The organism is Actinomadura madurae (genome assembly GCF_047130825.1).
GTDB classification, from domain to species: domain Bacteria; phylum Actinomycetota; class Actinomycetes; order Streptosporangiales; family Streptosporangiaceae; genus Spirillospora; species Spirillospora madurae.
Window position 1 is genome coordinate 1,270,798 of the sequence record NZ_CP083237.1, and the last position, 18,365, is coordinate 1,289,162.

Genomic DNA, 18,365 nt, shown 5'->3' on the forward strand with positions numbered 1-18,365 from the left:
GCTCCCCAGATCGGTGAACCACCTGACCATTCATTTCCCGCGATGTCGTCGGTGCCCGTGCATGATGCCCGCCAACACCATCACGAGTCCAACCTGGTCTGGCCAGATTCTGGCTTCATCGAACCGTGGGGCATTCTTCACATCAACACAATTTCGCTTTGACGATTACAACGACCCGTTTTTCCTTTTCTTGGATGGCCCGGCGGCGTCACTGCCCGGCCATGACGTGCACGTGACCGATCCCGGTGGCGGCAGCGGACGATCCAGCGGGCAGCTGCGAACCGAATGGGCGACGCCGCCCTGGCGAACACCGCTCGACGTCAACTCCCGGCGCTCGGCATGGATATTTTCGAGCAACTCGAATCAGAGGTAAAAGCTATTCTAGGAGCTGGTCCGTGGCCTTCGACGTAGCCGGCAGCCGTCTGCGCGAGAAGGCAAGAGCGAATGACCGGGATCGCCGCCCGCCGCCGACCGGTACGCTCACGCGGGCCGGGGGTCGGGGTCGCCGGGGCGGCAGTGCAGGCACGGCCGGTACCCGGCGGCCCGCGCCGCGGCCAGGTCCCGGAACCCGCGGCGGTGCCCGGGGCTGATCCGGCGGGCGTCACCGCAGGTGGGGTAGCACACGATCCCGGTGGTGTCGGACCCGACGAGCCGCACCCCGCGCCGCGCCAGCTCGGCCGCCTCGTCGACGTCGACGTCCTCGGCGCGCAGCAGCCGCTCCTTGGCGCCGGCGCCGAACACGTAGTCGCCGAGCGCGCCGTCCGACCGGGTCACCCGGTGGCACGGGATCAGCAGCGGGACGGGGTTGCGGCCCAGCGCCGACCCGACCGCCCGGACCGCCTTCGGCCGTCCCGCCTGCCGCGCCACCCACGCGTACGGGCGGGTCTGCCCGCGCGGGATCCGCGCCGCGGCGCGCAGCACCGCGGCCTCGAAGTCGCTGAGGCCGCGCAGGTCCAGCCGCAGCCCGCCGAGCCGCCCGGTGCGCAGCGCCGGGACCAGCCCGGCCGGCGGGCGGGCGGCGGGCAGCAGCGGCCGCGCGAACCGGGCCCGGAACGCCGCCGCGAACTCCTGCTCGTCCATCCCGGCGCGCAGGTAGGCGACGCCGTGGTCGGTGAAGGCGACCTGCAGGCCCTCCAGGGGCCCGGGGACGTGGACGCGGCGGGCGGCGATGCGGTCCAGCAGCGCGGGAGGCGCGTCGGCGGCCAGCGCCGCCAGCTCCCGGGCGAGATCGCGGTCGGGCTCGGCGCCGGCCGGGCCGCCGGCGGGATCGGTGCGGGTCATCGGATGCCCCCTTTCTGCGGAGGGTCGCTGCGGTGCCGTGCGGCCGGCCCGGATGTGGGCGGCCCGGCGGTGCGGAGCCGGCGGAGGCGGGCCAGGCCGCGGGAGATGTGGGACTTGACGGTTCCCTCGGGCACGTCGAGGATCACCGCGATCTCGGCGACCGGAAGGTCGGTGACGTGCCGCAGGACGACGGCGGCGCGCTGGGACCAGGGAAGTTCGGCCAGCAGCGCGGCCAGCTCCCGGCCGGTCTCGTGCCGCGCCACGGCGTCCTCCACACCCTCGCCCGGGTCCGGCGGGTCCGGGGCGTCCTCGATCGGGCCCGGCGGCGGGCGCCGCGCCGCGGTGCGCAGCCCGTTGCGCCACACGTTGGTCAGGATCGTCAGCAGCCACGCCCGCGGCCGGAGCTCGGCGATCCGGTCCGCCTCGTATCCGGCCAGCGCCCGGTAGGCGCGCAGGAACGCCTCGGCGGACAGGTCCTCGGCCTCGGCCCACCGCCCGCACAGCCGCAGCGCCGTGGAGAACACCGCGCCCCGGTACGCCTCGTACAGGACGGCGAACCCGGCGTCCAGGTCGTCGGCCAGCGCCGCGACGACCTCGCCGGCGGCGCCGTCACCGCCCGCGCCCGGACCGGTACCGGCGCCGGTGTCGGGCGGGGTGTGGGCAAGAGCTTCGTCCGTGACCGTCACATCCGTTCAACACCGCCGTGACCGGCCCGGTTGCAGCCCCGTTGCAGCCCCGGGGTCAGCCGAGCCAGCCGGGGCGGATCATTCCCGTCTCGTAGGCCAGCACCACCAGCTGCGCCCGGTCCCGTGCCCCCAGTTTCGACAGGATACGGCTGACGTGGGTCTTGGCGGTGGCGGGCGACAGCACCAGCCGCCCGGCGATCTCCTCGTTCGACAGCCCGGCCGCGACCAGCTCCAGCACCTCGCGCTCCCGGTCGGTGAGGGAGTTCAGCTCGACGGCCGGGGGCGGCGCGGTGATCCGGGACGCGAACTCGGCGATGAGCCGCCGGGTCACCGTGGGCGCCAGCAGCGCGTCGCCGCGCGCCACCACCCGCACCCCGTGGATCAGCTCGGGCGGTTCGGTGTCCTTCACCAGGAACCCGCTGGCCCCGGCCTTGATCGCGCCGTAGACGTAGTCGTCCAGGTCGAACGTCGTCAAGATCACCACGCGGACGTCGGCGAGGCGCGGGTCGGCGATGATCCGGCGGGTGGCCTCCAGGCCGTCCAGGACGGGCATGCGGATGTCCATCAGGACCACGTCGGGCCGCAGCTCCCGGGCCCGCGCCACCGCCTCCTCGCCGTTCCCGGCCTCGGCGACGATCTCGATGTCGTCCTCGCCCTCCAGGATCGACCGGAACCCCGCCCGCACCAGTGTCTGGTCGTCGGCCAGCATCACCCGGATCACGCCTCGTCCTCCCGCTCGCCAAGTTCCGCGGCGCCGTCCAGCGGCAGCCGCGCCCACACCCGGTATCCGCCCGCCGGGCCCGGCCCGGCGGTCAGCTCCCCGCCCGCGGCGGCCGCCCGCTCGCGCATGCCCCGCAGCCCGTTCCCGCCCTCGGCGGCGGGTCCGGGGCCCGTCCCGTCGTCGTCCACCCGCACGATCACCTCGCCGGGCAGCCGCCGCACCTCGACCGTCACCGACGTCGCGCCCGAATGCCGCACGACGTTGGTCAGCGCCTCCTGCACGATCCGGAAGCCGGCCAGCCCGACCGGCACCGGCAGCCCCGCCAGCGCCTTCAGGGCCTCCTCGCCGGGTCGGGCGAGGTCGCCGACGCGCCGGACCGACAGGCCGGCCGCGGCGGTCCGGTCCAGCAGGTCCCCGATCCGCTCCAGCGACGGCACCGGTGACGGCGGCGGCACCGTCCCCCCGTCACCCCGATCGCTTCCATCGACCGCGCCCCCGGCATCGGGGGCGTCGACCTGCCGCAGCACGCCCAGTACCTCGCGCAGCTCCCGCAGCGTCTCCTTGCTCGCCGCCTTGATCGCCTCCAGCGCCGTGTACGCGCGGTCGGCGTCGTCGCGGCGGTGCAGGGCCGCCCCGGCCTGCACGTTGATCAGCGAGATCTGGTGGGCCAGCACGTCGTGCAGCTCCCGCGCGATCCGCAGCCGCTCGGCGACCGCGCGGCGCCGCGCCTCCTCCTCGCGGTCGCGCTCGGCCTGGGCGGCGCGCCGCAGCGCGGCCTCGGCCATCTCCCGCCGGCTGCGCACGTACTGCCCGAGCCCGACCGCGAGCAGCAGCCCGATCGACAGCGACGCCACGCCGCGCGCGTCCACGATCGCGTCCGGGTCACCGCCGCCGCCCCGGGTCACCGCCACCGTCAGGAACTCGGCGTTGACGACGATGACCGCGCCCAGCGACACCAGCAGCCGGCACTCCACGGCCGCGGTGAACAGCGCCACCCACAGCACCGCGCCGACCGGCCCGTCGGGGTACCCCAGCGGGTAGTACAGCGGCGGCACCACCACCCCGATCAGCAGCACCGCGACCGGATGCCGCCGCCGCCACGCCAGCGCGGCCGCGCCGACGACGATCAGCGCCAGCCCGCCCGGCCACAGCGGGCGGTCCTCGGGTTTGGCGGCCGCGGCGCTCATCGACAGCGTCACCACCAGCACCAGGCCCGCCAGGACCGCGTCGGCCAGGTCGGCCGCGCGGCCGCGCGGCCACCACGTCCGGCCCGGCACGGCGGGCAGGCGTCTGCGGTGTTCCGGGGGCGCTGTCACGGCCCAACCGTATTTCAGGTCGCCGCCCGCGCGCGCCCCGCCCTGATCTTTTCCGGTGCGGCGGCGCCGCCCCGGGCCCTGACTTTCGTCAGTAACGCCGCAGATCATCGGCCAGTAGCGTGGACCGCGTGAACGACTCCGCCGCCCCCGGCTCCGTCCCGCCCGCCCGCCGCCCGGCGATCCGCCGGGCGGCGCACGCGCTGACGCACGCGGTGAGTGGTGCGGTGCGGGGTGTGGTGAGAGGTGCGGTGTTCCGGCGGCCCTCCCGCGCGGCCCTGATCAAGGACGCCCTGCTGTTCGGCGCGCTGGCCCTGCCCGTCGTGGCCAACCTGATCTCCCCGCTGGAGCCCGCCTCGGCCTCCTGGTGGGCGCAGGTGGCCGGGCTCGGCGTCCTGGCGGCGGCGATCGCGGTCTGCCGCGCCTGGCCGGCCGCCGCGCTCCTCACCGCCATCGCGCTCATCCTCGTCCACGGCAACTTCGTGTTCGCCATGCCCGTGATGTCCTGCCTGGCGGGGCTGCGGACCGCCCGGGCACGGCCGCTGCTGTGGGGGTTCACCGCGGTGTTCGTCGGCGGCTCGCTGCTGTCGGCCGCCCGCGGCATGGACGTCACCACCTGGTTCCCCTCGACGGTGTGGCTGGTCCTGCTGGGCGTTCTGCCCTGGCTGGTGGGCCGCTACTGGCGCCAGTACCAGGAGCTCCTGCGCGCCGGCTGGGAACGCGCCGAGCACCTGGAGAACCAGCAGCGCATCATCGCCGAACGCGAACGGCTCCGCGAACGCGCCCGCATCGCCCAGGACATGCACGACTCCCTCGGCCACGAACTGGCCCTCATCGCCGTCCGCGCCGGCGCCCTGGAGGTCGCGGCCGACCTCGGCGACCGGCACCGCGCGGCCGCCGCCGAACTGCGCACGGGCGCCGCCGACGCCACCGAGCACCTCCGCGAGATCATCGGCGTCCTGCGCGACGACGCCCCCGGCGAGAACCCCGCGGACTCCGGCGGCACCCTCCCGGCCGCGGGCACGGCCGGGGGAGCGCCGGTGCCGCCCGCCCGCGAGAGCATCCCCGAGCTGGTCGCCCGCGCCCGCGCCTCCGGCGTCCCGGTCTCCCTCACCACCACCGGCCCCGCCGGCACCTCCGCGGACGCGCCGCCCGCACCGGCACCGCTGACCGCGCTGACGGCGCACCGCATCGTCCAGGAGGCCATCACCAACGCCGCCAAGCACGCGCCCGGCGCCGCCGTCACCGTGACCCTCGCCCACCGCGACGGCGACCCGGCCACCGTCACCGTCACCGTCGCCAACGACCCTCCGCCCGGCGGCCCGCCCAGCGGGGGAGCGGGGCTGGCGTCCGGGGGCCGCGGGCTCACCGGCCTCACCGAACGTGCCCGCCTGCTCGGCGGCGTCCTGCACGCCGCCCCCACACCCGGCGGCGGCTTCCGGGTCTCCGCCGACCTCCCCGACACCCCGCACCTCCCCGCGCACCCACCGGCCGACATGGCCGACATGGCCGGTGCGGCCGGGCCGACGGGCCGCGACGCCCTGCGCGCCGCCCTCGGCCTCACCCCGCCCGGCCCCAGCTCCTCAAGCCACGCGACCTCCTCAAGCCACGCGGCGCCGGGGGAGCGGGCCTCCGAGGGAGTGTGGGCCTCCGAATCCGCCCGGCACCTGGCCCGCAAACGACGCCAGGCGCGCCGCGGCCTCATCACCGCCATCGCCGTCCCCACCGCCCTCATGGCCTTCCTCGGCGCGCTCATGCTCGGCTACCACGTCTACGCCACCCTCAACTCCGTCCTGCCGCCCGACGACTACGCCGCGCTGCGCGTCGGCACCCCCCAGGACCGCGTCGAGGAGGCCCTGCCGCCCAGGGAGACCACCGGCACCGGCGTCGTCCGCGCCGCCGTCCCCGAACCCGCCCGCGCCGACTGCCGCTACTACCGGCCCGACGCCGACCTGCTCGGCACCGGCCGCGTCTACCGCCTGTGCTTCACCGGCGGCCGCCTCACCGCCAAGAACTCCTACGACACCCACCAGCTCAGCGTCCAGAACCGCGACGACCGGGAGGACCAGTGATCCGGGCACTGCTCGCCGACGACGAGGCGATGATCCGCGCGGGCGTCCGCGCGATCCTCACCGCCGACCCCGGCATCGAGGTGGTCGCCGAGGCCGCCGACGGGCACGAGGCCATCGACCTGACCCTGCGGCACCGCCCCGAGGTCACCCTCCTGGACATCCGCATGCCCCGCCTCGACGGCCTCGCCGCGGCCGCCGAGCTGCGCCGCGTCGCCCCCGGCACCGGACTGATCATGCTCACCACCTTCGGTGAGGACGAGTACATCGCCCGCGCCCTGTCCGGCGGCGCCAGCGGCTTCCTGCTCAAGTCCGGCGACCCCCGCGAGCTCATCGCCGGCGTCCGCGCCGTCGCCGGCGGCGCCGCCTACCTGTCCCCGAAGGTCGCCCACCGCGTCATCACCGAGATCGGCGGCGGCCGCCTCGCCGGCGGCGCCCGCGCCCGCCGCCGCACCGCCGCCCTCACCCCCCGGGAACGCGACGTCCTGGCCCTGCTCGGCGCCGGCCTGTCCAACGCCGAGATCGCCGTGCGCCTCCACGTCGTCGAAGGCACCGTCAAGGCCTACGTCAGCGCCATCCTCACCCGCCTGGACGTCCGCAACCGCGTCCAGGCCGCCGTCATCGCCTACGAGGCCGGCCTCGTCGACACCACCGACGAAACCCCCTGACACCCCGCCCCCGCCCCCGAGGTGCGCACAGCGAACGGGCCGCCTCAGGCGATGCCGAAGCACCACCCCGAGGCGGCCCGCACGACCGACCACACGATCCGGTCAGGGGACACGGCCCGGCCCCGACCCCGGACGCGGCGGCACACCGCCCATCACGTCCGGCATCGTCACCGACGCGTCACCCGCCCAGGCCCCGCCCGACGGCGCCGGCTGCGCCATACCGGCCGCACCCATCACCGGCGCCGCACCCCCCGGCGCGACCCCCGCGGGCTGCGGGACCCCGGCCCCGCCGGCCGGACCCGCCGCCACCGGCGAACCCAGCAGCACCGCACCCGCCGCCACACCCCGCAGCGCCTCCACCAAAGGACGTAGCGCCCGCACCAGCACCAGCGCCGCCACCGGCGCCACCACCACGCCCACCAGGAAACCCGCCGCCACGTCATGCGGGTAATGCACGCCCACGAACACCCGCGAGAACGCCATCAGCGCCGCCAGCGGCAGCACCACCGGCGCCATCACCCGCCACGCCACCACGATCGCCGCCGCCGACGCCGCCGCGATCGTCGCGTGGTTGCTCGGGAACGACCAGTCACCCGGCGCCGGGCACGCCGCGATGTGCACCGCCCCCGCCACCGCACGGCACGGCCGCTCCTCCTGGATGAAACTCTTCGACACCTCGCTCACCAGATACGCCGCCACCACAGCGAACGGCGCCGCCAGCGCCAGCCCCATCTCCCGCGCGTCCCGCCCCCGGGCCCGCCACCAGCCCGCCACGAACAGCGCGGCGAACAGCAGCAGCCCCCCGTCGGTCCCCACCTCCGCCGCCGAATGCACCCACGACGGCGTGCCCTCCGCGAACTCGGTGATCTCCCGGTACAGATCAGCGCTGAAATCCGGCGCTCCCATGCTCTCCCTCACGTCCGAAGGCAACCCATGCCCGACATCTTTCAGACACCAGACGGACCGCCGAAGTTCAACCTACGGCCACCCGAACGCAACCCTTTCACCTCAGCGCGGTCACCCGCCGGACAATGGCCCCACCGGATCCGGCTCCCGCGCCCCGTCCTGCGCCCCGCCGGCCCCGTCCACCGGCCCCGCCGCGCCGGCCGCCCCGCGGGCACGCCGGTGCCGCACGTAACGCACGGCCTCCACCACCACCGTCACCGACAGCGCCAGCCCCAGCCCGACCGCCACGCCCTTCACCGGATCGTGCTCGAACGCGACCCCGCCGACATAACCCAGCAGCGCCCCGTACACCGCCCACGACACCGCCGCCACCACCGCGAACAGCGAGAACGACCGCAACCGGTAACCGACCGCGCCCATCGTCACCGTCACCGCGGTCCGCCCGCCCGGCACGTACCGCGCCACCACCAGGATCAGCCCGCCCCGCTCGGCCATCGTCCGCCGCGCCCACCCGAACGCCGCGTCCCGCCGCGACCCCGGCCGCGCCCCCCGCACCAGCCGCCCGCCCGCCCGGCGCCCCACCAGGAACGACACATGATCACCGGTGAACGCGCCCAGCGCCGCCAGCACCACCACCCACCCCAGCCGCGGCTCACCCGACGCCGCGTACACCCCCGCCGTGATCACCAAGCTCTCGCTCGGCACCACGGGGAAGAACCCGTCGATCGCCGCCACCGCGAACAACACCAGGTAGAACCACGGCGACGTCACCGCCGTGTCCACCACACCCATGATCCCGTCCATGGGTCACGACGCTAGGAAAACACCACCGCCCGGCGGATCCCGCGAAAGGCCACCGCCATCCCCGACTTTCGGCAGGGGAGGACACCCCATCCTGCGAACGAAGTACACCCCGATCCTCACCCCGGAGGACGACCCGCCCCCCGAACCCACGCGACCCTGGAAGGAGAACCCGCCGGCCAGAACCGCCCACCGACAGGAAACCCGCCATGGACCACCCCACCGGAACAGACCACCGGACCGGCGACGACCACGTCCGCGCCTCCGACCAGGACCGCGACCGCACCGTCCAGCAACTCACCGACGCCCTCACCGACGGGGCCCTCGACCCCGCCGAACACGACCGCCGCCTCCACCACGCCCTCACCGCCACCACCCACGGCGACCTCACCCCCCTCACCGCCGACCTGCCCCCCTCGACGACCGCCCGCGACCGCGCCGAAAAGGCCCGCCGCGCCGCCAAGGCCGAAGCCGACCGCCGCGCCTGGAACAACGAATGGGGCTACTGGGCCGGCGGCGCCGTCATCATGACCGCCATCTGGGCCGTCACCTCACTCCGCGCGGGGGAGTGGACGCACTTCTGGCCCGTCGTCCCCCTCGGCATCTGGGCCGCCATCCTCGTCTCCTACGCCATCTGGCCCTCAGACGACTGACCCCCGAAACGGTTCGCGGCCCGGCCCGCCGATCGGCCACACTTCACACATGTGACACACCTGCACATCTTCGACATGGACGGCACCCTCCTGACCGGCACCACCGCCAACCTCGAGATCGCCCGCCACCTCGGAACCCTCCCCGAACTCCACGACCTCGAAGCCCGCTTCGCCGCCGGCACCCTCGACACCCGCGGCTTCTCCACCGGGATCCACCGCCTCTGGCGCCACCTCACCCCCGGCCTCGTCGCCACCGCCTACCGGGCCGCCACCTGGATCACCGGCATCGCCGACGTCTGCGCCGACATCCGCGCCCGCGGCGAGCACTCCGCCGTCATCACCATGTCGCCCGACTTCTTCGCCCGCCACCTCCTCGACCACGGCTTCGACGACGTCATCGCCTCACGCTTCCCCCCGATGCCCTTCACCGGCACCCTCGACACCGCCGGCATCCTCACCCCCGACGACAAGGTCCGCCTCACCGACGACCTCCTCACCCGCCACGGACTCACCACCGCCCACTGCACCGCCTACGGCGACTCCATGTCCGACGCGCCCCTCTTCCGCCACCTCACCAACACCGTCGCCGTCAACGCCGACCACCACCTCACCGACATCGCCGCACTCGACTACCGCGGCACCGACCTCACCGCCGCCTACACCCTCGGCCGCACACTCCAACCCCACTGACCCCCCGGCCCGGGGCGCCCGCTCAACCGCCCCGCTCAGCCGCCGCGCCGGCCCTCCACCGGACCCAGCAGCGGATGCACCCGCATCGCCGCCTCCAACTCACCCGGAAGCTCATCCCGGTACCGGCCCAGCGTCGACAGATCCGCATGCCCCAGCACCCGCCGCACCGCGTCCATGTCCGTCGCCGCCGCCAGCAGATGCGTCGCCGTCGTATGCCGCAGCCCATGCGGCGTCACACTCCGCCGCCGCCCCGGCTCCACCCGCTCCAGCACCCGATCGATCACCCCCTGCACATCCCCCCGCGCCAGCCGCCGCCCCCGCCACGACAACAACAGCGCCTTCGGCTCCCGCCCCCGATCCAGCAGCACCCGCCCCTCCGCCAGATACGCGTCCAGCACCTCCACCACCGGACGCGGCAACGGCACATCCCGCGTCCGCCCGCCCTTACCGAAGATCCGCCAATACCGCGTCCCCGCGTTGACGAAGAAATCCTCCGCGTTCGCCGCCGTCAACTCCGACACCCGCGGCCCCACCGCCGCCAGCAACAACACGATCAGCCCGTCCCGCAACTCCGTCCGCTGATCCGCCCGCCGCCGCGCCGCCACCGGCTCCTCCGCCAGACCCCGCGCCGCCCCCAGCAACCCCTCCGCCTGCTCCGCCGTCAACGCACGACGCTCCGCCCGCAACCCGCCCCGCTGCTTCGGCCGCACCGTCACCGCCCGCATCGGATCCAGCTGCACCCACCCCGCCACCACCGCATACCGGAAGAACGCCGACACCGACCGCCGGAACCGCGCCTGCGACGCCGCACTCTGCGCCCCCGCACCCCCCTCCGCCCCCCGGCGCCGCCGCTCGTCCGGCTTCCGCGCGAACCGCAACAGCACCTCATCGACGTCCGCACCCGCCAGATCGTCCAGCACCCGCTCCGGACCCGCCAGCGCCGCGAACGTCACCACATCCCGCGCGTACACCTCCGCCGTCGCCGGCGACAACGCCCCCGTCGACGTCTTCGCCCGCACCAGCTCCGCATAACGATCAACGCACTCGGCCACCGACAGACGCTGAACATCGACAGGACGCACCCGCCGGACGCTACCCCCCGCCACCGACAGAACCGCCCTAAAATCAGGGCACGATGACGGACTGGGCACTGTTCGACCAGGTCGGCGAGATCATCCGGGGCTCCACCCCACCCGGCCTCGGGCCCCCGCACGTCCAGGTACGCGGCAACGGCGTCAAGGCCTGGTTCGGCGACCCCGCACCCCAGCGCGAACACTACGAAGCCCAGATCATCTCCGCCGACATCGCCCCCGGCTGCCGCACCCACGCCATCGAGATCGGCTTCCACGCCGAACACCGCGCCGAACCCGACAACCAGGCCGCCCTCACCCGCCTCCTCGCCACCGAACCCGCCTGGCGCGCCGAACTCGGCGACGAACCCCAGGCCGGCGCCTTCCTCGGCCCCACCCCCTGGCGCCGCATCTCCGAAACCTGGCCCGACGCCGACCTCACCACCCCCGACCTGCCCTTCGAGATCGGCGTCCGCCTCGTCGACTACATCCGCGCACTGGAACCGCACCGACGGGTATGACCACGAGCACGGACCACCAGGCAGGGGAGGGGCCGTGCTCATCGGCACATCAGGATGGAACTACGCCGACTGGCGCGGCGTCCTCTACCCGCCCGACCTCCCGCAGCGACGCTGGCTGCACCGCTACAGCGAGGTCTTCGACACCGTCGAGAACAACAACGCCTTCTACCGGCTGCCCTCACGCGAAGCCTTCGAGCACTGGCGCGACGCCACCCCGCCCGGCTTCGTCATGGCGGTCAAGGCCAGCCGCTACCTCACCCACATGAAACGCCTCAAGGACCCCGAGGAACCCGTCGACCGCCTCATGAACGCCGCCGCCGGCCTCGGCCCCACCCTCGGCCCCGTCCTGCTCCAGCTCCCGCCCACACTGCGCGCCGACCCCGACCGCCTCGCCGCCTGCCTGGACCGCTTCCCCGACGGCGTCCGCGTCGCCGTCGAACCCCGCCACCCCACCTGGTGGACGGACGAGACCCGCCACGTCCTGGGACAACACGGCGCCGCCCTGTGCTGGACCGACCGCCTCGGCCGCGCCCAGACGCCTCTCTGGCGCACCACCGGCTGGCTCTACCTGCGCTTCCACGAGGGCTCGGCGGACCCCTGGCCGGACTACGACGACGAGACACTCCAGACCTGGGCCACAGAGATCGGCCGCACGGACGACGCCTACGTCTACTTCAACAACGACCCAGGCGGCGCCGCCGTCCGCAACGCCCTCCGCTTCGCCACCCTCATCGACCAGCACCGCCCCCACGCCACCACGGGGTGAACGGCCGCCAAGCGCCACGTCCACCATGGACCGGCCAGGACCTGTACCCACCGCTTCACGTCGATCACTCTCCGAAGTCACCTCGGATATGTCGGTAGCGCAAGCACACCTGCACAAGATCACTCCCCGGCCGCCCGGCCGCCCGGCCGCCCGGCCGCCCGGCCGCCCGGCGCCCGGGGGAGCGGGGGAGCCGGCCCCACCCTGGAGTGCAAAGGCCCTGATAAGGCGGCCTTCACCGTCACTCGCCAAAGACTGAACTCGGGTCGGCGGAGATCCCGTCGCGCAGGTTCGGTCATTCGGCCAGGAATCCGTCAACAGATCACAAACCAGACAGAATCCTGCTTCTGTCTGGTTTGAGGGGAAGAAGAGTTACCGGCCCGCGCGGAGGAGGGGGTGGCGCGGGCTCGTCGCCCGCGCCACACGCCCCCTGTCATTTCTTGTACGGACCCACCTTCTCGCGCAGTTCCTGCATGGTGCCCTGGAGGAGCTGCCTGAGCCGGTCACGGTCGGCGCCGTCGGCGTCGGCGTAGTCGTCGATGTCGATCAGCTGCTTCTTCGTCGCGGTGACCGAGTTGAGCTGGTGGTCGAGCTTGATGTCGCCGAACCACGGGCTGCGCAGCATGTTCGCCATGTCGGTCCGGAACATGGCCACCAGGTCGTCGGGGTCGGCGATGTGGTTCTTCACCTCGGCGACGAACGTGAGGGTCGCCTTGCTGCCGAGGACGGCCTGCTGCAGCGCGCTGTCACCGGTCTTGCGGTCCAGCACGATCGTGAAGCTGTACAGGACCGGGTCGCCGACCGGCTTGAACCGCACGTACTGCAGGTCGCCGCCGGACTTGATCCCGATGACGGGGCACCCGAGGTGCGCCATCGTGAACACCATCTCGCCGATGAGGGCCTCGTCCTTGCTCTCCCGCGCCTCGGCGTTGTTCTTGAACTTGTTGATCATCGAAAGCATGGCGGTGTCCTCCGGTTCAGGCGGCGATGCGGCCGTGCAGGTACTTCGCGCAGGCCTGCGTGACGGCGGCGATGTGCTCTTGCAGGACGGGGTACTTCACCGTGTAGTGGTCGGCGAAGTACTGGTCCAGGTCCAGCAGCAGCGGCACCTGGACGTAGACGTAGCCGCTGCCGAGGTCGGCGTCGACGGTGAGCACGCCGGGCTCGCCGACGTCGAGGAAGCTGCTCTTGACCTCGGATTTCAGCGCCTGCCACACCGTCCGCGCGTCCTGGACGTACTCGCCGTAGGCCATCGTGACCGCGGCGTGCTGGCCCAGGGTCTTGGCCGCGGTGATGGTCCCGGCGCGGTGCGTCAGCTGGAACATCAGGCGGTGCTTGCGCTCCCGGTGCTGGAACCGCAGGTAGTGGTGGTTGCCGTCGGAGTTCAGGTCGATGAGTGCGTTGCCCTGGGCGACCGCCGCGGTGATGACGGCGCCGACGAGCAGATCGTCGATCTCGCGGGTGTGGAGTTCCTCGGAGAAGCGCTGCCAGCTGCGCTGCACGAGCTGTCCGAAGACCTGGTCGAGGTGTTCGCTCACGGTCACCTTCCGTCGCATGGATCAGGTACAGGGGGTGAGACTCGCGCATTTCGCCGCTGGTTTCATCGTTTTTCCGGCGAGAATGGGGCGGGTGGACGATCCGAGCCGAGTGCCGCGCCTCGTGCCGCCGACGGTGGTGGTCCGCGAGTCGTTCCTGGCCGGGGAGCTGGCCGACCTGGCGGCGTCCGGTGGCCCCGGGGACTGGCTGGAGGGCGCCGAGGAGGACTTCGAGGCGTTCGTCGCCGAGCGGCGCGGTGTCCGGCGGCGCTGGGGCGTGCCGTGCACGACGTACTGGTACGTCTCGGGCGAGGACTACATCGGCACGCTGATCATCCGGCACCGGCTGACGCCTGAGCTGGCCGAGGTCGGAGGGCATGTCGGGTACCACGTCGTGCCGGCCTGGCGGCGGCAGGGCCACGCCACGCGGATGCTGGCCGCGGGCCTCACCGAATGCCCCGGCGTCGGCCTAAGACGTGTTCTGCTGACGTGCGCGGCGGACAACGAGCCGTCACGCCGGGTGATCTTGGCGAACGGCGGTGTGCACGACGGCCGGGCCCGCGGTGAGGACCGTTTCTGGATCGATCTCGGCACCGAGCACACGTCACGCAACACCTGACGGCACCGTTCCGGACGGCGATCCGCCCCACTTCGCCCGGTTCACACGTGGTCGATAATGAACATTATGTTAAGTAAGATCGCCGAATGCCGGATGGAGGCGGCCCAGCCTCATGGGCTGCCCGACAGCGGACACCGCGCACAGGATCCCGCGCCGCCCTGGGCGGGAGCATCGTCGCGACGCGTTCCTCGGCGACCCATGTCCGCCGCACCGCGAAAGCCGGAGGGTGCGCCGGACGAAGGACGGTGCCTCGCGCCTCGCTCGCGTCGATACGGGACGTGCCCGCCCGCGTAGATCAACGGTTCCATCCGGACGTGCCCGGCTGGTTCAGTGAGACGGGCCCGGCCAGCACTACTGCGCGACCTCGCCCGCGCCGCTCCACGGGTGGTCGTGCTCGGCGTATCGCCCGCCCCAGTACTCCTGGTGGGTGGTGGTGTCGTCCGAGCCCGACGCCGTCGTCGTCCAGCAGGGTCACCGGCTAGAGCCCGGCACCGCCCTCGGAGAACGAGACCGTCGAGTTGTGCTTACCGCCGCAAGCCCGTCCTGAAAAGCGGGGCCTGGACGACTCCCCCGCGTCACGGTCTAGTGCGCCGTTGGCGCAACAACGCCGGGCTTGAAGACCTGTCGCCCAGGGCCCAGGTGGGTAACCACGGCTTGCGAGTTGCGGGGCTGGAGGGCCTGAGTTCGACCGCTCCGCTTGTGGCACTCCCCCGGATTCGAAAGTATTCCTTGACACGAATATTCGTAGCGAGGAATACTTCTGGCCATGGAGGAACTTCTCGCCGCGTTGGCGGATCCGGCTCGTTGGCGGCTGGTGGGTTTGTTGGCCGAGCGGCCGCGCTCGGTCGGGGTTCTCGCCCGGCTTGCCGGTGCGCGCCAGCCGCAGACGACCAAGCACCTGCAGACGCTGGAACGTGCGGGCGTCGTCACGTCCCAGCGCTCAGGGCAGCGCCGCGTCTACGCGCTGCAGGCCGCTCCCCTGCGGGATCTGGCGGCAGAGCTCGGCCGGTTGGCCGATACCGCGGACCTGGCCGGCGGGGCGCGGGAGACGTTCGACCGCTACGGGCTCAGTCTCGAGGCGGAGCGGTTGGCGGCTGGGGAGGCGGGGTGGGCCGATGGCCGCTCGTTCCGGTTCCACCGGTCGTTGGCGGGAGGTCCTGAGCTGGTGTGGCGCCACCTGACGGAGTCTCCCCTGCTCGCCCGCTGGTGGGCGCCGGAGGACCTGCGTGTCTCGGAGCTGGTGTTCGAGGCGCGGCCGGGTGGGCGGGTCGTCCTGGAGTACCGCGATGTCGAGGACGAGGACGGTTCCGACGCGGTCGCCGGGCGTGCGGAGGGGGTGGTCGAGGAGGTTCGCCCTGGTGAGCGCCTCGCCTACCGGAGTTCGCCGCTGCTTCCCGGTGGCGGTGTGGCCTTCACCGCGCACGTCGACTTCGGCCTTCGGGACACCGGCACGGGCACGGATCTGGACGTTCTGTACCGGATCACCGACAGCACGGTCAGCTCCGCGGACTTCATCGCGGGCATCGAGATCGGGTTCGGGCAGAGCCTGGACAAGCTCGTTGCGCTCGTGGCCGCGGATGCCGGCGGCACTGAGCACGACACCGACAACACGACTCAGGGAGCATGAGATGACGGAGCAGACCGGCGGCCGCAGGGTGATCGCCAACATGAACTTCTCGCTCGACGGGTGCTATGCCAGGAAGGACGCCCCGGAGGACATGGGCTGGGTGATGCCGTTCGCCGTGACCGACGTCGCCCGGGACCACATGAGCGGTCTCTGGGAGACGGCGACGACGGCGCTGCTGGGGCGGGTCAACGCCGAGGGGTTCATGGGTTTCTGGCCGACCGTGATCGGCATGGAGGGCGCCGATCCGCGGGACGAGGGCTTCGCGAAGTGGCTCGTCGGCGCGGAGAAGGTGGTGCTGTCCTCCACTCTCGGGGAGGCTCCGTGGGAGCGGACGAGGGTCGTCGACAGGCCGGCCGCGGACGTCGCCGCGGAGCTGAAAGCGGGCGAGGGCGGCGACATTCTCGTGCCTTCCAGTGCGAGCGTCATCAAGGCGCTGCTGGCGGCGGACATGGTCGACCGGCTGTCGATCATGATCTTCCCGGTCTTTCTCGGCGGCGGGCCGCGTCTGTTCGAGGACGGGCTGCCCGAGGCGCGGTGGACGCTCGCCGGGCAGGCCGCGGGTGAGCACGGCGTGCTGAGCCTGGTCTACGACCGGATCCGCTGAGCGGGGTGTGCGGTTTTGCGGCCGAGGCACGTGGGCGTGTCTCGGCCGCCTGCTCCCCCGGTGTGGAGCAAAGAATCGTCAGTCGGGGCGCTTGGCCATGACGACCAGACCGGGTCCGCTGTACTCCTCCGGGGGGAGCCGCAGTTCGGCGACCGGGTTCAGGCCGGCCTGCTCGATCAGGCTGACGAGTTGTTCCGGCCGCCACTTGTGCGTCGTCCAGCGGACGGGTACGCCTCCGTAGGCCTCGGTGCGGACCGCGTCCTCGTCGCCGACGTGGGTTGCGGTGATGAAGTGTCCGCCTGGCTTCAACGCGCGCGCGAACATGGCCAGGACCTGGGGTAGGACGTGCCGGGGGAGGTTGAACAGCGACCACCATCCGAGCACGCCTCCCAGGGACGCTTCGGAGAGGTCGAGTTCGGTGGCGGAGGCGACGGCGAAGCGGCACTCCGGATGAAGCCGGCGGGCGTTCTCGATCATGCGAGGAGAGAGGTCCACCCCGGATACGTCGAGTCCGCGTTCGGCGAGGTAGGCGGTCACCGTCCCGGGTCCGCAGCCGACGTCGAGGACGGGCCCGAGCCCGCGCACGCTGTCGGCGAAGGCGTCGATCGATGCCTTGTGCCATGGGTGCCGGCGGATGTCGCCGATTCCTGTCGTGACGACCATGTCGGCGTAGTTGCCGGCCACTCGGTCGTAGGAGTCGCGTACGACGTCGAGATCGGCCGGGCGGTCGATGGGGTGTGCGTGCATCAGCAAACGATAGGGCTGTGCCGGGGACGGTCGTGGGCCGGATGCGGGTGTTGAGTTCGGTCAGGCCGGGCCTGGGCGGCGCGGGAGTGGTGGTCTGCTTGGCCATGGCTTTGATGCCGGGTTCGCGGCCGTCATGACGTCCAATGCCGACTTGGGCTGAAGTGCATAGATAGATTTGATGTGTGCTGAATTTGACGCATCTGCGGGTGTTGGAGGCGGTCGCGCGTCATGGGTCGGTGACGGAGGCGGCCAGGGAGCTGCACTATTCGCAGCCGTCGGTGAGCCATCATCTGGGCCGGTTGGAGGCGGCGACGGGTGCGCGGCTGGTGCAGCGTGTGGGGCGGGGCATCCGGCTGACCCCGGAGGGTGAGCTTCTGGCGCAGCGGGCCAGGGAGATCGTCGGGCGGGTGGACGCCGCTTCGGCGGAGCTGGAGGCCCAGGTGGGGCTGCGGGCCGGGCGGGTTCGGGTCGCCGGGTTCCAGACGGTGCTCAGCACGATTGTGCCGAGGGCGGCGGCCGAGCTGGCGGCGTCGTATCCGGGTGTGGAGCTGAATCTCGTCGACGTGCATCCGGTCGAGGGGTTGCGGATGCTGCGTGATGGGCGTGTCGACGTCGCGCTGGTGTTCCGGCATGCCGACACCCCGGATGAGGAGGAGGGGTTCCGGTTGACTCCCCTGCTGGAGGACCCGCTGTACCTGATCGCCCGGGAGCCGGACGCGAGGCTGGAGGATTACCGGGATTCGGCGTGGGTCGGGGGGTGCGAGCGGTGTCGGGCGGCGATGGTGGCGGTGTGCGAGCGCGCCGGGTTCACGCCGCGGATCGCGTTCTCCAGTGACGACATGGTGGTGGTGCAGTCGCTGGTGGCGGCGGGGATGGGGGTGGCGACGCTTCCGGGGCTGGCGTTGGAGGCGCACCGGGAGCCGGGGGTGCACGCGACGGAGATCGAGGGCGGTGCCCGGCAGGTCTTCGCGGTCGCCTACGGCGAGCCGCCGGATCCGCCGGCGACGGCCGCGTTGATCAAGATCTTGGTGTCGAGCGTCTAGCGCGGGCCGGTCGTGGCCATGGTGGCGGGGCGGGCGGTGGCGGTCGTT

At 72.8% G+C, this 18,365-nt stretch carries 21 protein-coding genes; 11 read left to right on the top strand and 10 right to left on the bottom strand.

All coding sequences use genetic code 11. From position 1 onward, the window contains the following. The first annotated feature begins 61 nt into the window (after nucleotides 1–61). Nucleotides 62–373: a hypothetical protein gene (locus tag K8Z49_RS05870; RefSeq protein WP_143118583.1), complete on the top strand. Its 312-nt coding sequence runs from the start codon at nucleotides 62–64 to the stop codon at nucleotides 371–373. A 107-nt stretch (nucleotides 374–480) separates the two neighbouring features. On the opposite strand, the gene K8Z49_RS05875 is transcribed toward K8Z49_RS05870, so the two are convergent. Genes K8Z49_RS05875 through K8Z49_RS05890 form a run of 4 tightly spaced genes read right to left on the bottom strand, consistent with a single transcriptional unit; the run spans nucleotide 481 to nucleotide 4,004 of the window. Continuing rightward, nucleotides 481–1,281 carry a methylated-DNA--[protein]-cysteine S-methyltransferase gene (locus K8Z49_RS05875; RefSeq protein ID WP_024936602.1) on the bottom strand — a complete coding sequence of 267 codons (801 nt, stop codon included), beginning with the start codon at nucleotides 1,279–1,281 and terminating at the stop codon, nucleotides 481–483. Further along, complete coding sequence (locus K8Z49_RS05880) at nucleotides 1,278–1,967, bottom strand: RNA polymerase sigma factor (protein WP_021600354.1); 690 nt, start codon at nucleotides 1,965–1,967, stop codon at nucleotides 1,278–1,280. Before K8Z49_RS05880 ends, K8Z49_RS05875 begins: the two co-directional genes overlap by 4 nt. A gap of 55 nt (nucleotides 1,968–2,022) precedes the next feature. Continuing rightward, on the bottom strand, nucleotides 2,023–2,688 hold the full coding sequence (locus tag K8Z49_RS05885) for a response regulator (protein ID WP_075022378.1): 666 nt from the start codon (nucleotides 2,686–2,688) through the stop codon (nucleotides 2,023–2,025). Beyond that, complete coding sequence (locus tag K8Z49_RS05890; RefSeq protein ID WP_244938912.1) at nucleotides 2,685–4,004, bottom strand: sensor histidine kinase; 1,320 nt, start codon at nucleotides 4,002–4,004, stop codon at nucleotides 2,685–2,687. The genes K8Z49_RS05885 and K8Z49_RS05890 overlap by 4 nt, the downstream gene beginning before the upstream one ends. Nucleotides 4,005–4,132: 128 nt before the next feature. On the opposite strand from K8Z49_RS05890, the gene K8Z49_RS05895 reads away from it, so the two are divergent. After that, complete coding sequence (locus K8Z49_RS05895; protein ID WP_412517791.1) at nucleotides 4,133–6,073, top strand: sensor histidine kinase; 1,941 nt, start codon at nucleotides 4,133–4,135, stop codon at nucleotides 6,071–6,073. Further along, nucleotides 6,070–6,738: a response regulator transcription factor gene (locus tag K8Z49_RS05900; protein WP_075022381.1), complete on the top strand. Its 669-nt coding sequence runs from the start codon at nucleotides 6,070–6,072 to the stop codon at nucleotides 6,736–6,738. The genes K8Z49_RS05895 and K8Z49_RS05900 overlap by 4 nt, the downstream gene beginning before the upstream one ends. A gap of 102 nt (nucleotides 6,739–6,840) precedes the next feature. On the opposite strand, the gene K8Z49_RS05905 is transcribed toward K8Z49_RS05900, so the two are convergent. Both K8Z49_RS05905 and K8Z49_RS05910 read right to left on the bottom strand, forming a co-directional pair. Continuing rightward, nucleotides 6,841–7,644 carry a phosphatase PAP2 family protein gene (locus K8Z49_RS05905; RefSeq protein WP_024936606.1) on the bottom strand — a complete coding sequence of 268 codons (804 nt, stop codon included), beginning with the start codon at nucleotides 7,642–7,644 and terminating at the stop codon, nucleotides 6,841–6,843. A gap of 111 nt (nucleotides 7,645–7,755) precedes the next feature. After that, nucleotides 7,756–8,448 carry a DedA family protein gene (locus K8Z49_RS05910; RefSeq protein ID WP_021596015.1) on the bottom strand — a complete coding sequence of 231 codons (693 nt, stop codon included), beginning with the start codon at nucleotides 8,446–8,448 and terminating at the stop codon, nucleotides 7,756–7,758. A 206-nt stretch (nucleotides 8,449–8,654) separates the two neighbouring features. Between K8Z49_RS05910 and K8Z49_RS05915 the strand changes: the two genes are divergently transcribed. Then, the gene (locus tag K8Z49_RS05915) at nucleotides 8,655–9,098 is read left to right on the top strand and encodes a DUF1707 SHOCT-like domain-containing protein (protein ID WP_021596014.1); all 444 of its coding nucleotides are present in this window, start codon (nucleotides 8,655–8,657) and stop codon (nucleotides 9,096–9,098) included. A gap of 51 nt (nucleotides 9,099–9,149) precedes the next feature. After that, complete coding sequence (locus tag K8Z49_RS05920) at nucleotides 9,150–9,788, top strand: HAD family hydrolase (protein WP_412517792.1); 639 nt, start codon at nucleotides 9,150–9,152, stop codon at nucleotides 9,786–9,788. Between the two features lie 35 nt (nucleotides 9,789–9,823). On the opposite strand, the gene K8Z49_RS05925 is transcribed toward K8Z49_RS05920, so the two are convergent. Then, nucleotides 9,824–10,870: a tyrosine-type recombinase/integrase gene (locus K8Z49_RS05925; RefSeq protein WP_111833522.1), complete on the bottom strand. Its 1,047-nt coding sequence runs from the start codon at nucleotides 10,868–10,870 to the stop codon at nucleotides 9,824–9,826. A gap of 53 nt (nucleotides 10,871–10,923) precedes the next feature. Between K8Z49_RS05925 and K8Z49_RS05930 the strand changes: the two genes are divergently transcribed. Together K8Z49_RS05930 and K8Z49_RS05935 are read left to right on the top strand one after the other, a co-directional pair. Continuing rightward, nucleotides 10,924–11,379, top strand: coding sequence for a hypothetical protein (locus K8Z49_RS05930; RefSeq protein WP_021596011.1), 456 nt, complete (start codon nucleotides 10,924–10,926; stop codon nucleotides 11,377–11,379). Between the two features lie 34 nt (nucleotides 11,380–11,413). Then, entirely contained in the window at nucleotides 11,414–12,145 is a 732-nt protein-coding gene (locus tag K8Z49_RS05935) for a DUF72 domain-containing protein (RefSeq protein ID WP_412517793.1), read from the top strand. A 430-nt stretch (nucleotides 12,146–12,575) separates the two neighbouring features. On the opposite strand, the gene K8Z49_RS05940 is transcribed toward K8Z49_RS05935, so the two are convergent. Further along, entirely contained in the window at nucleotides 12,576–13,103 is a 528-nt protein-coding gene (locus K8Z49_RS05940; RefSeq protein ID WP_075022388.1) for a hypothetical protein, read from the bottom strand. Between the two features lie 16 nt (nucleotides 13,104–13,119). Further along, nucleotides 13,120–13,680 (bottom strand): hypothetical protein, encoded by a 561-nt coding sequence (locus K8Z49_RS05945; RefSeq protein ID WP_021596008.1) that lies wholly within the window; start codon nucleotides 13,678–13,680, stop codon nucleotides 13,120–13,122. A 91-nt stretch (nucleotides 13,681–13,771) separates the two neighbouring features. Between K8Z49_RS05945 and K8Z49_RS05950 the strand changes: the two genes are divergently transcribed. The 3 genes from K8Z49_RS05950 (at nucleotide 13,772) to K8Z49_RS05960 (ending at nucleotide 16,527) form a co-directional block, all read left to right on the top strand. Then, nucleotides 13,772–14,296, top strand: a complete 525-nt coding sequence (locus K8Z49_RS05950) for a GNAT family N-acetyltransferase (protein ID WP_412517794.1) — start codon at nucleotides 13,772–13,774, stop codon at nucleotides 14,294–14,296. Nucleotides 14,297–15,062: 766 nt separating this feature from the next. Next, nucleotides 15,063–15,923 carry a metalloregulator ArsR/SmtB family transcription factor gene (locus K8Z49_RS05955; RefSeq protein WP_412517795.1) on the top strand — a complete coding sequence of 287 codons (861 nt, stop codon included), beginning with the start codon at nucleotides 15,063–15,065 and terminating at the stop codon, nucleotides 15,921–15,923. Nucleotide 15,924: 1 nt separating this feature from the next. Then, a complete protein-coding gene (locus K8Z49_RS05960; RefSeq protein ID WP_412517796.1) occupies nucleotides 15,925–16,527 on the top strand; it encodes a dihydrofolate reductase family protein in 603 nt (200 codons plus the stop codon). A gap of 78 nt (nucleotides 16,528–16,605) precedes the next feature. On the opposite strand, the gene K8Z49_RS05965 is transcribed toward K8Z49_RS05960, so the two are convergent. After that, nucleotides 16,606–17,274, bottom strand: a complete 669-nt coding sequence (locus K8Z49_RS05965; protein WP_021596003.1) for a class I SAM-dependent methyltransferase — start codon at nucleotides 17,272–17,274, stop codon at nucleotides 16,606–16,608. Between the two features lie 182 nt (nucleotides 17,275–17,456). On the opposite strand from K8Z49_RS05965, the gene K8Z49_RS05970 reads away from it, so the two are divergent. Further along, a complete protein-coding gene (locus K8Z49_RS05970; protein WP_075022391.1) occupies nucleotides 17,457–18,317 on the top strand; it encodes a LysR family transcriptional regulator in 861 nt (286 codons plus the stop codon). Nucleotides 18,318–18,365 lie beyond the last annotated feature (48 nt).

Excerpts from the sequence above, each read along its gene's own strand:
- K8Z49_RS05960 (WP_412517796.1), top strand. The coding sequence starts at position 15,925 with ATGACGGAGCAGACCGGCGGCCGCAGGGTGATCGCCAACATGAACTTC.
- K8Z49_RS05905 (WP_024936606.1), bottom strand. The coding sequence starts at position 7,644 with ATGGGAGCGCCGGATTTCAGCGCTGATCTGTACCGGGAGATCACCGAG.
- K8Z49_RS05930 (WP_021596011.1), top strand. The coding sequence starts at position 10,924 with ATGACGGACTGGGCACTGTTCGACCAGGTCGGCGAGATCATCCGGGGC.
- K8Z49_RS05875 (WP_024936602.1), bottom strand. The coding sequence starts at position 1,281 with ATGACCCGCACCGATCCCGCCGGCGGCCCGGCCGGCGCCGAGCCCGAC.
- K8Z49_RS05910 (WP_021596015.1), bottom strand. The coding sequence starts at position 8,448 with ATGGACGGGATCATGGGTGTGGTGGACACGGCGGTGACGTCGCCGTGG.
- K8Z49_RS05870 (WP_143118583.1), top strand. The coding sequence starts at position 62 with ATGATGCCCGCCAACACCATCACGAGTCCAACCTGGTCTGGCCAGATT.
- K8Z49_RS05915 (WP_021596014.1), top strand. The coding sequence starts at position 8,655 with ATGGACCACCCCACCGGAACAGACCACCGGACCGGCGACGACCACGTC.
- K8Z49_RS05955 (WP_412517795.1), top strand. The coding sequence starts at position 15,063 with ATGGAGGAACTTCTCGCCGCGTTGGCGGATCCGGCTCGTTGGCGGCTG.
- K8Z49_RS05940 (WP_075022388.1), bottom strand. The coding sequence starts at position 13,103 with ATGCTTTCGATGATCAACAAGTTCAAGAACAACGCCGAGGCGCGGGAG.
- K8Z49_RS05965 (WP_021596003.1), bottom strand. The coding sequence starts at position 17,274 with ATGCACGCACACCCCATCGACCGCCCGGCCGATCTCGACGTCGTACGC.